At 63.2% G+C, this 9,230-nt stretch carries 11 protein-coding genes and 1 pseudogene; 7 read left to right on the forward strand and 5 right to left on the reverse strand.

Annotated elements, in window-relative coordinates:
* Positions 1-63 precede the first annotated feature (63 nt).
* Positions 64-789, forward strand: coding sequence for a substrate-binding periplasmic protein (locus GJ695_RS24790; RefSeq protein WP_166455049.1), 726 nt, complete (start codon positions 64-66; stop codon positions 787-789).
* On the opposite strand, the gene GJ695_RS24795 is transcribed toward GJ695_RS24790, so the two are convergent.
* Positions 777-1,664 (reverse strand): LysR family transcriptional regulator, encoded by an 888-nt coding sequence (locus GJ695_RS24795; RefSeq protein WP_154369545.1) that lies wholly within the window; start codon positions 1,662-1,664, stop codon positions 777-779. The genes GJ695_RS24790 and GJ695_RS24795 overlap by 13 nt on opposite strands.
* 118 nt (positions 1,665-1,782) lie before the next feature.
* On the opposite strand from GJ695_RS24795, the gene GJ695_RS24800 reads away from it, so the two are divergent.
* Positions 1,783-2,847 (forward strand): FUSC family protein, encoded by a 1,065-nt coding sequence (locus GJ695_RS24800; RefSeq protein WP_154369547.1) that lies wholly within the window; start codon positions 1,783-1,785, stop codon positions 2,845-2,847.
* Here GJ695_RS24800 and GJ695_RS24805 read toward each other — a convergent pair whose 3' ends face one another.
* From GJ695_RS24805 to GJ695_RS24815, 3 genes are all read right to left on the reverse strand, one after another.
* Positions 2,848-3,498: a hypothetical protein gene (locus GJ695_RS24805; RefSeq protein WP_154369549.1), complete on the reverse strand. Its 651-nt coding sequence runs from the start codon at positions 3,496-3,498 to the stop codon at positions 2,848-2,850. It lies immediately after the preceding gene.
* The gene (locus GJ695_RS24810) at positions 3,498-3,698 is read right to left on the reverse strand and encodes a hypothetical protein (protein WP_154369551.1); all 201 of its coding nucleotides are present in this window, start codon (positions 3,696-3,698) and stop codon (positions 3,498-3,500) included. Before GJ695_RS24810 ends, GJ695_RS24805 begins: the two co-directional genes overlap by 1 nt.
* Positions 3,699-3,796: 98 nt before the next feature.
* Positions 3,797-4,681, reverse strand: a complete 885-nt coding sequence (locus GJ695_RS24815; RefSeq protein ID WP_154369552.1) for an AraC family transcriptional regulator — start codon at positions 4,679-4,681, stop codon at positions 3,797-3,799.
* 137 nt (positions 4,682-4,818) lie between these two features.
* Here GJ695_RS24815 and GJ695_RS24820 point away from each other — a divergent pair, with 137 nt between their 5' ends.
* Positions 4,819-5,550 carry an SDR family NAD(P)-dependent oxidoreductase gene (locus GJ695_RS24820; RefSeq protein ID WP_154369554.1) on the forward strand — a complete coding sequence of 244 codons (732 nt, stop codon included), beginning with the start codon at positions 4,819-4,821 and terminating at the stop codon, positions 5,548-5,550.
* Positions 5,551-5,628: 78 nt separating this feature from the next.
* On the opposite strand, the gene GJ695_RS24825 is transcribed toward GJ695_RS24820, so the two are convergent.
* The gene (locus GJ695_RS24825) at positions 5,629-6,393 is read right to left on the reverse strand and encodes a glucose 1-dehydrogenase (protein ID WP_154369556.1); all 765 of its coding nucleotides are present in this window, start codon (positions 6,391-6,393) and stop codon (positions 5,629-5,631) included.
* A gap of 114 nt (positions 6,394-6,507) precedes the next feature.
* On the opposite strand from GJ695_RS24825, the gene GJ695_RS24830 reads away from it, so the two are divergent.
* The 4 genes and pseudogenes from GJ695_RS24830 (at position 6,508) to GJ695_RS24845 (ending at position 9,197) form a co-directional block, all read left to right on the forward strand.
* A complete protein-coding gene (locus tag GJ695_RS24830; protein WP_154369557.1) occupies positions 6,508-7,410 on the forward strand; it encodes a LysR family transcriptional regulator in 903 nt (300 codons plus the stop codon).
* Between the two features lie 85 nt (positions 7,411-7,495).
* Positions 7,496-8,113: a PEP-CTERM sorting domain-containing protein gene (locus tag GJ695_RS29865; protein WP_229260324.1), complete on the forward strand. Its 618-nt coding sequence runs from the start codon at positions 7,496-7,498 to the stop codon at positions 8,111-8,113.
* Between the two features lie 448 nt (positions 8,114-8,561).
* A pseudogene (locus GJ695_RS24840) lies at positions 8,562-8,925 on the forward strand (type II toxin-antitoxin system RelE/ParE family toxin).
* Entirely contained in the window at positions 8,922-9,197 is a 276-nt protein-coding gene (locus GJ695_RS24845; protein WP_154369559.1) for a helix-turn-helix domain-containing protein, read from the forward strand. The pseudogene GJ695_RS24840 and the gene GJ695_RS24845 overlap by 4 nt, the downstream one beginning before the upstream one ends.
* Positions 9,198-9,230: the final 33 nt, after the last annotated feature.

The raw sequence follows: 9,230 nt of genomic DNA on the forward strand, positions 1-9,230 counted from the left end.
GCCAAACCGCATTTGCGTGATCGGTGCATAATGCGTGAAGGAAACTCATTCAAGGAGTATTGCATGACGGTAGTCACACGCCGGCGGGCGCTGGCGGCGCTGGGCGCCCTGCCCTTGCTTTCCGTGGCCGCCGCGCCGCGCCAGCCATTGCGCCTGACCATGGTGAACCTGATGCCGTGGGCCGGCCTCGATGCGCAAGGCCAGCCCTTCGGCGCACTGATCGACCTGAGCGCCCAGATGGCGCAATTGAGCGGCTTGCCGATCATCCCGATTCCCGTGCCGTATGGCCGCGCGCCCTACATGCTGCGCAGTGGCGGCTCGGAACTGATGCTGGCGATCGACATCAGCCCCAAGGGCGGGACGGCGATCGAGCACGTGGGCACGGTCGACATCGTCGTCCTGGGACGCGACAACTTCCGCTTCGAACGCCTGAGCGACCTGCATGGCAAAACCGTCGGCCACCTGCGCCACGCCGCCTACAGCCCCGAGCTGGAAGCCGACCAGGCCATCCGCAAGCATGCCTTCGACAGCTACGAGCAAGGCGTGCGCATGCTGCTGGCCGGGCGCTTTGACGCCATGATGGGCGTGGGCGACAGCATCGAATACGCGCTGACCAAATCCGGCGGCGGCGTCAGCCAGCGCTACGTGCTCGCGCGCGGCAAGGTCGCGCTGTATGCCGATGCCTCGGTCGGCGCCGGCGCGGCGGCGGCGCTGCAAGACGCCTGCAAGCAACTGCGCCAGAAGCACGTGATGGAGACGCTGCTGAAGCGGCCGCCTCAACGCCGGTAGAACTGCCGGACCAACTCGGTGAAATGCTTCACCGTGACCGACTTGTCGCGCGGCCGCGTAATCAGCGCGATCGCCGTGCCCAGATCCTTGTTGCCGAGGTTCTGATAGGTGACGCCCTCCGAGCGGAACTGCCCGAGCGATTCCGGAATGATGGCCACGCCGAAGCCCGCCGCCACCATGTTCACGCCGGACGAGATCTGCGGCGACTCCATTTCGATCTTCGGCGAAAAGCCGGCCGCGCGGCAGGCGCTGATGATGGCGTCGTACAGCTCGGGATTGATGGCGCGCGGATAGAGGATGAAGGGATCGCCGGCCAGCTGCCTGAGGTCGATGCTGCGGCGCCGTCCCATCGCATGGCCGTTGGGCAGCACCGCGATCATCTTCTCCTGCACCAGCGGCGTGACGGTCAGGTCGCCGCAATCGAGCGGCAGGCGGATCATGGCGCAATCGACCTGGGCGTCGGCCATCTTGCCCAGCAGCGCGGCGCTGTTGCTCTCCTCGGTGCGGATCTTCACGCCGGGATAGCTCTCGCGGAAGCTGCGCAGCAGGCGCGCCACGGTCGGATGGAACACGGTGGAACCGGCAAAGCCGATGGTCAGCTGGCCGCTCTCGCCGCGCGCCGCCATCTTCACGTGTTCCAGCGCGTCGTTGGCGTCTTCCAGCACGCGCTGCGCGCGATCCTTGAAGATGGTGCCGGCCTCGGTCAGCTCCACCCGGCGCGGATGGCGGATGAACAGCTTGGTGCCGATTTCCCGTTCCAGCTTGATGATCTGCTGGCTCAACGGCGGCTGCGCAATGCCCAGCCGCTCCGCCGCCACGGTGAAGTGCAAGTGCTCGGCCACCGCCAGGAAATAGCGTAGCTGGCGAAATTCCATGCGGGTCCTTTCATTTCGAAATACGCGATGGAAACGCGTATCGATATCTTTTTCGTCTTGAAGAGACTACCACGAAATATTGGATTTGCGTGCCGTACGCCCTTAAGCTGCAAGCATCATGTTCAAATCCCTCCTCGCCCACGCCACCGACAAGGCCAACCTGCTGGAAGGGATGCGCGCGGCCTCGGCCTCCGCCATCATGCTGCTGGTGGGCTGCGCGCTGCACGCGCCGGATTTCGCCTGGGCCGCGATCGGCGCCTTCTGGTCCTCGCTGGCCACCGCCTCGGACACCGCGCGCAACCGGCTGGCGTCGATGCTGTCGTTCGCCGCGCTGTCGACGCTGGCCGGCGGTTTGACGACGTATGCGGCCAGCTTCGGCATCGCCTGCGGCGCACTGGCGATTCTGGTGGCCGTGACGGCGGCGGGATTCACGCGCATCTGGGGCGCCAAGGCCTACCAGGTGGCGATCCTGGCCGCCACCGCCTGCGTGGTGATGGTGGACCGGCCATGGCACGGCGGCGCCGGCGGCATGGCTTATCTGGGCGTGTACCTGTTCGGCTGCCTGTTCGCCACCGCGCTGAGCATGCTGATCTGGCAACTCCGCCCGTTCGAACGTGAATATCACAGCACCACATGGCAGCAGGCGCTGGCGCGGACCTTGCGCGATGCCGTGCTGACGCTGCGCGCCCACGCCTCGCTGTCGAGCGACGGCGCGCACTTCGCGCTGCGCCTCGGCATCGCCACCACGGTGGCCTACCTGACCGTGCATCTGCTGCACCTGCCCTACGGCTACTGGGCCACCATGGCGGTGCTGCTGGTGTTGCAGCCTTCGGCCGCCGGCACCTGGCCGCGCAGCGTGGAGCGCGCGCTGGGCACCGTGGTGGGCACCGTGATCGCCGTCGCCATCAGCGGCCTGGCGCAGTCGCCGCTGGCGATTGCCGTCGCGGTGTTCCCGCTGATCGGTTTGACGATGGCCTTGCGGCCGGTGGGCTACGGCGTCTTCGTCGCCTTCCTGACGCCATCCTTCGTGCTGGTGGCCGACTACGCGATGCCGGTCCTCGATGAATACAACTACGTGCTGGCGCGGCTGGAAAACAATCTGCTCGGCAGCGCCATCGCCGTGGCGGCAACGCTGATCCTGTGGCCGTTGACGGAACGCCTGCGCAGAAAGCCAATCAACTGATTACGCCGCCTTGGGCTCGGCCTTGTCCGCCCCCGGAACATTCAACTGATGCGTTGCTGCCCAGGCCGAAGCCAGGTTGCTGTAATCGATAAACGTCAGCTCGTGCGGCTGACACCGCACCTGCAAACACAAAGCCGGCAGCTCCGTCTTGAACTGCTCATACCTGTCCGCGATGTAGGCGCCGCCCGGCAACGGCGAGGCGCCCTTCGATTCGCTATGCAGCCAGTCGCGCACGCACTTGATCACCATCCGCTCGGAATTGTTGTGCGATCGGATGTCCTGACCGGCAATGTCCGATATATATTTTTGATACCGATACTGTTCCTTGTCCAGGATCAGCAGGCTCTTGTCCTTCACGCGCCGTGGCCCATACGACATCGCCCCGATGAACAAACCGAGTTCAAGCGGCATGTTAAAGCGCGGCAGGTTGTTCACCATGTCCAGCTCGGTGCGCGAGATGTCGTGTATGCCAAACCTGGCTTCCTCGATCAATTTCTTGATCTTCTCAAACCGGTAGTCATGGCCGTTGGCGGACTCCAGCGCGCAGCGTGGCCGAAAGCCGCAATCGTAGATCGCAAAGACGATGGCGTTGCGCAGGCTGCTAAATTCGGCATCGAACGGGCAATTGATGAAGACGTCGTTGTGTGCCATCAAGGTCTCTTGTTGTCGTTTTTGTTCATGACGGACATCACCGCCAGACGTGCCTCCGCGCGGCTGAAGGAACCGGTGGCGGGCGCAGGCTTTACTACCCGTGTGGCGGTTGATGCCGATTGCGTCTTTGCTTGTTGGCCGGTTGAAAATTGACCGATGCGGGCCGATCGTCCCGCGCCTTTTTCATTTACCTTGGTCATGTCGCACCTCCAATCCTTTGCAAGTGTTCTATCCTGCACCGGCAGCAAAGCGGGAGGCTTGAGGCAGATCAATCGGATAAGCCGCCGTTTGCGACCGCTCACCGCATGGCATTGACGATGCGCGTGGCGTCGCGTGCCGGCGACTGGCCGAATTCGCGCGCGTATTCGCGGCTGAACTGGGTGGGGCTTTGATAGCCGACCTCGTGCGCGGCGGCGGTGACGCTGTAGCCGGCCGCCACCAGCAGGGTGCGGGCGTTGAGCAGGCGGATCTGCTTCTGGTATTGCAGCGGACTGAGCGCCGTCACGGACTTGAAGTGGCGGTGGAAGGCCGATACGCTCATCGCCGCGCTGTCGGCCAGATCGTCCACGCGCAGCGGCAGCGCATAGTCGCGCCGGATCTGCTGGATGGCCTGGTTGACGCGCGCCAGGGCCGAATCCGGCACGGCGATGTCGCGCAGCATCCATCCCATCGGCCCCTGCAGCACGCGGTAGAGAATTTCGCGCTCGTAGACCGGCGCCAGCGCGGGGATGTCGGCCGGCTGCCGCATCAGGCGCAGCATGCGCAACCACGCATCCAGCAACTCCGGCGTCACCGCCGCGACTGAAAACGCCGATGCTTCCTGGCCGAGCCGGCTGGCAGTATCGGGCAGGTCGCCAAGCAGGTTCGCAATCCGGCCGGGCTCCAGCGTCAGGCTGACGGCGAGATAGGGTTCGCCGCTGGCCGCAGCGTGGACCGCGCCCGCGGCCGGCAATCCCACCGACATGACGAAGTACGTCGCAGGATCATAATGCAACGTCCTGCCGCCAACCGTCATTGACTTTCCGCCTTGTAGAATCAAGTTAATCATCGGATCGTAGACGGCGGCCAGCTGATGTTCGGGAATGGCGCCCCGCACCATCGCGACACGCGGTATGCCGGTCTCGGTGCGCCGGTTCTCGGCATGCGCCGCCAGCGCGCGCAGCTCTTTTAACTGTTTCTCCATGCGAGCATTAAACCCCAGTTCAAAGTCGGGCCGCAAGACAAAAGCAGAAATAGGCAGGATTGCGCCATAAACCGATGCGCCCGCGTCGGCGTCAATCACTACCATGGAGACTCTTTCAACGCACCTTGGAGTCACACATGAACATGGTCATCATCACCGGCGGCAGCCGCGGCATCGGCGCCAGCACCGCACTGGAATGCGCGCGGCGCGGACTGGGCGTCATCCTCACCTATAACAGCCAGGCGGCCAAGGCGGACCAAGTGGTCAGCCAGATCACCGCCTCCGGCGGCAAGGCTGCTGCACTGCAGCTCGACGTTGGCGATACGCGCAGCTTCGCCAGCTTCCGCAAGGAAGTCGAACGCGTCCTGGGCAGCGATCAACTCGCCGGCCTGGTGAACAACGCCGGCTACGGTCTCTACAACCCGATCGCAACCGTCACCGAAACCGAGTTCGACGGCCTGATGAACGTGCACCTGAAAGGCCCGTTTTTCCTCACCCAAGCGCTGCTGCCGCTGATGAAGCCAGGCGCCAGCATCGTCAACCTGACCAGCGCCACAACGCGCGTGGCGACAGCCGGCGTGGCGCCCTACGCCGCCTTCAAGGGCGGACTGGAAGTGCTGACGCGCTACATGGCCAAGGAGTTTGGCGAACAACGCATCCGCGTCAACGCCGTCTCGCCCGGCGCGATCCGCACCGAACTCGGCGGCGGACTGAACGATGCATTCGAAACCCTGCTGGCCAGCCAGACCGCGCTTGGCCGCGTCGGCGAACCGGAAGAAGTCGCACGCGTGATCGCCACGCTGCTGACCGAGGACGGCGGCTGGATCAACGCCCAGACCATCGAAGTAGCCGGCGGCTACAACATCTGACCATGGCCACCGACGCGATGGAAATCACCACCTTCTACCTGGTCGGTGCACGCGGCGCCAATCGGCGCCGCCTCCCGCTCAACGCATGATGAAGCCGCCGTCGACGGAAATCGACTGCCCGGTGACAAAGCTGGCGGCATCGCTGCACAGGAACAGCACCACGCTGGCGATTTCCTCGGCGCGGCCGTAGCGGCCCATCGGCACGCTTTTCAGCAGGCCTTCCAGCGCCTCGCCCTGGCCGGCGGCGATCATCTGGTCGGACATCGCCGTCCAGATCAGGCCGGGGCAGACGGCGTTGATGCGGACGCCTCGCGCCGCATATTCCAGCGCCGCGCTTTTGGTCAGGCCGAGCACGCCATGCTTGGCCGCGTGATAGGTGCCGCGCTCGGCGCCGCCCACCAGTCCACCCAGCGACGAGCAGTTGACGATGGCGCCGCTGCCCTGCTTGCGCATCTGCTGCAATTCGAACTTCATGCTGCTCCATACGCCGCGCAGATTGATCGACATCACGCGGTCGTAATCGTCGCGCGGCGCGTCGGCGGTGTCGGCCAGCACGTTCTGCACGCCGGCGTTGTTGTAGGCGAAGTCCAGCTTGCCGAAGGTGGCCACGGTCTGCGCGACCATGACTTCCACTTGCGCATCGTCCGCGACGTCGCAGCGGATGGCCAGCGTCTTGCCGCCCAGCGCGGCCACTTCCGCATGGGCTGCGGCCAGCGTGTCTTCGTGCCAGTCGGCCAGCACGACCGATGCACCGGCTTGCGCAAACGCCTTCGCCGCGGCCAAACCGAGGCCGGACGCAGCACCCGTAACAAGCGCAACCTGGTTTTCAAAAGAGAATTTCATGAGAGACTTCCTTCAGCAGAATTGAGTGAGAACAGCACAGGAAGCAATGTACCGAAGTGGCATTCATGCGAATAGATGGTAATCTTCGCAAACTGATATGCACCGGATTCATATATGGCCCGTATAGACCTCAACAATCTGTCCGCCTTCCTCGCCGTTGCGCGCGAACGCAGCTTCACGCGCGCGGCGGCGCAGCTCGGCGTGTCGCAATCGGCGTTGAGCCACACGATACGTGGCCTGGAGGAAAAACTCGGCATACGCCTGCTGACGCGCACCACGCGCGGCGTGTCGCCCACCGAGGCCGGCGAGCGGCTGCTGGCCAACATCGGCCCGTACTACGAGGGCATCCACGCGGAACTGGATGCGCTGACGGCGCTGCGCGACAAGCCATCGGGCACTGTGCGCATCAGCGCGCACGACCACGCGGCCAGCACCATCCTGTGGCCGAAGCTGGCTAAGCTGCTGCCGGAGTATCCGGAACTGAAGGTGGAAATCTCGATCAGCTACGGCATGATCGACATCGTCGCCGAGCGCTGCGACGCCGGCGTGCGCCTGGGCGACCGCGTGGCCAAGGACATGATCGCCGTGCGCATCGCACCGGACATGCGCATGATCGTGGTCGGCGCCCCCGCCTACTTTGCCGCCAAAGGCAAACCGCTGGTCCCGCAAGACCTCACCAGCCACAACTGCGCCAATCTGCGCCTGCCGACTTACGGCGGCCTGTATGCCTGGGAGTTCGAGAAGGACGGGCAGCCAATGCAGGTGCAGGTCACGGGTCAGATGATTTTCAACACCACGCCGCAGATGCTGACCGCGGCGCTGGACGGCAGCGGCCTCGCCTACGTGCCGGAAGACATGGTGCAACAGCACCTGGCGGATGGCGCGCTGGAGCAGGTGCTGGACGACTGGTGCCAGCCCTTCCCCGGCTATCACCTCTACTATCCGAGCCGCCGGCAAGCCTCACCGGCGTTCTCATTGGTGGTGGATGCGCTGCGCTACCAGCCGCCGATTCGTTAAAATTTTTGAACCATTTCGAAGTTATCAGGAATACACGGCTTGCGTGCCCAGGCCCGCTTCCCACAACCACATCCGGATAACTGACATGAAAAAATTGCTCCTGAAAGCGCTTACCGTCGCCGGCCTCGCCGCCGCCGCCAATGCCCACGCCGTCACCGACGTCACCGGCGACTTCCTCTCGGTCTACACCGGCAGCCAGAACGCCGCGTTCGACGTGCTGTCGGCCGATGTCGCCTACAACCCCGGCACCAACGCGTTCACCTTCCGCACCACCACCGCCGGCCCGATCGCCGGCGTCGCCGGCGCAGCGTATGTGTTCGGGCTGGATGTGGGCGGATCCAACAACGCACCCTTCGCCTCGGTCGGCCTGCCGGGCGTGACCTTCAATTCCACCGTCATCCTGCGTTCGGATGGCACCGGCGTCGCTGGCGCCAACGCCGTCACCACGCACATCGTCGGCAACGAAATCTTCTCCACCGTATCGGCCTCGCTGTTGCCGTCCAAGGGCCTGGCGTTCAAGGACTACACCTGGACCGTGTGGTCGATCGACAGCAACGTGTCCGGCCTCGGCCGCCTGGCCGACTTTGCGCCGAACGCCAACATCACCGTCAGCGCCGTGCCCGAAGCCGATACCTACGCCATGCTGGCCGCCGGCCTGGGCATGCTGGGCATGGTCGCCCGTCGTCGCACACGCAAGCAGTGAGCCTGTAGGTCTTAAGCCAATTCCACAACGAATTGCTGAACCAGATCTCGATCCCTCTCTGCCCTGATGTGTTTCTTCAAAACGGCAGTGAACTGATAGGTAGCAAGCTGCCGGTCATCGTGCCTGCCCGGCAGCGCTTCCGCGACAACTGCAATCAACGTCCGCAAGGACATGAACGAAGCAAACGCCTCGTAAGGCTTCGCGCTGGCGAGGCCTCTTCCTCAGATAGAAGCGCGCCGACCGCATTTGATCATCCCGCTTCCAGGAGCGGTGGGCCATCACATCAATCTCGCACATGACTATTGTGCCATCGACACGACGCTGACGCTGGACGATCCATAACTGAAAGCCGAAATCATGTTCGACATCAAAGCCCATCCTTCGCGGACCGATATCTTTGCCCAACAGCCGCACGCGGCGTTGAGGCAGCTCTCTACATCGAGATACGATGATGTCTGCGATCAGGCCATTACATTGGATCGGTTCATCCAAGAAGGACATGGCGGCGATGCCCGATGCTGTACAAGACTTCTTCAGCTATGCGCTGCAGTTGGCACAAATGGGAAGCAAGCACAAGAAAGCGAAACCGCTATCAGGTTTCGGCGGCGCGGGCGTGCTTGAAATAGTAGAGATCCATCAAGGCAATGCCTACCGCGCCGTGTACACCGTGCGCCATGCCAGCGCCGTTTATGTACTACACTGCTTCCAGAAGAAATCCACTCATGGCATCGCAACACCCCAAGCGGCAGATAGATCTCATCAAAGCGCGCCTGACGATCGCAGCAGCGCTAGAACGGAGTAATTGGTCATGAACACCATCATCAACGGCGTCCCCATTGAAGAAGGTAGTGGAAATGTGTATGCCGACTTAGGCTACCCGGATGCAGAAGAAATGCTCACCAAGGCCGAGCTGGTACACCAGCTTCAACAACGCATCGATACCCTAGAAATAACGCCTCAGCAGGCCGCCGAACTCGTTGGGATGCCGGAATCCTGGCTGTCAGATCTACTCAATGGAAGATTTCGAAATATCAGCCAAACCACAATTATCGGATGCCTAGAGCGCATCGTAACCGCAAGCTAGAAATAGCATAGATGCGGAAGCGGATAACAAGAA

Origin of the sequence: Duganella alba (assembly GCF_009674495.1) — a bacterium.
GTDB lineage: Bacteria > Pseudomonadota > Gammaproteobacteria > Burkholderiales > Burkholderiaceae_D > Rugamonas > Rugamonas alba.

Excerpts from the sequence above, each read along its gene's own strand:
- GJ695_RS24795 (WP_154369545.1), bottom strand. The coding sequence starts at position 1,664 with ATGGAATTTCGCCAGCTACGCTATTTCCTGGCGGTGGCCGAGCACTTG.
- GJ695_RS24815 (WP_154369552.1), bottom strand. The coding sequence starts at position 4,681 with ATGGAGAAACAGTTAAAAGAGCTGCGCGCGCTGGCGGCGCATGCCGAG.
- GJ695_RS24800 (WP_154369547.1), top strand. The coding sequence starts at position 1,783 with ATGTTCAAATCCCTCCTCGCCCACGCCACCGACAAGGCCAACCTGCTG.
- GJ695_RS24825 (WP_154369556.1), bottom strand. The coding sequence starts at position 6,393 with ATGAAATTCTCTTTTGAAAACCAGGTTGCGCTTGTTACGGGTGCTGCG.
- GJ695_RS24790 (WP_166455049.1), top strand. The coding sequence starts at position 64 with ATGACGGTAGTCACACGCCGGCGGGCGCTGGCGGCGCTGGGCGCCCTG.
- GJ695_RS29865 (WP_229260324.1), top strand. The coding sequence starts at position 7,496 with ATGAAAAAATTGCTCCTGAAAGCGCTTACCGTCGCCGGCCTCGCCGCC.
- GJ695_RS24805 (WP_154369549.1), bottom strand. The coding sequence starts at position 3,498 with ATGGCACACAACGACGTCTTCATCAATTGCCCGTTCGATGCCGAATTT.
- GJ695_RS24830 (WP_154369557.1), top strand. The coding sequence starts at position 6,508 with ATGGCCCGTATAGACCTCAACAATCTGTCCGCCTTCCTCGCCGTTGCG.
- GJ695_RS24845 (WP_154369559.1), top strand. The coding sequence starts at position 8,922 with ATGAACACCATCATCAACGGCGTCCCCATTGAAGAAGGTAGTGGAAAT.
- GJ695_RS24820 (WP_154369554.1), top strand. The coding sequence starts at position 4,819 with ATGAACATGGTCATCATCACCGGCGGCAGCCGCGGCATCGGCGCCAGC.
- GJ695_RS24810 (WP_154369551.1), bottom strand. The coding sequence starts at position 3,698 with ATGACCAAGGTAAATGAAAAAGGCGCGGGACGATCGGCCCGCATCGGT.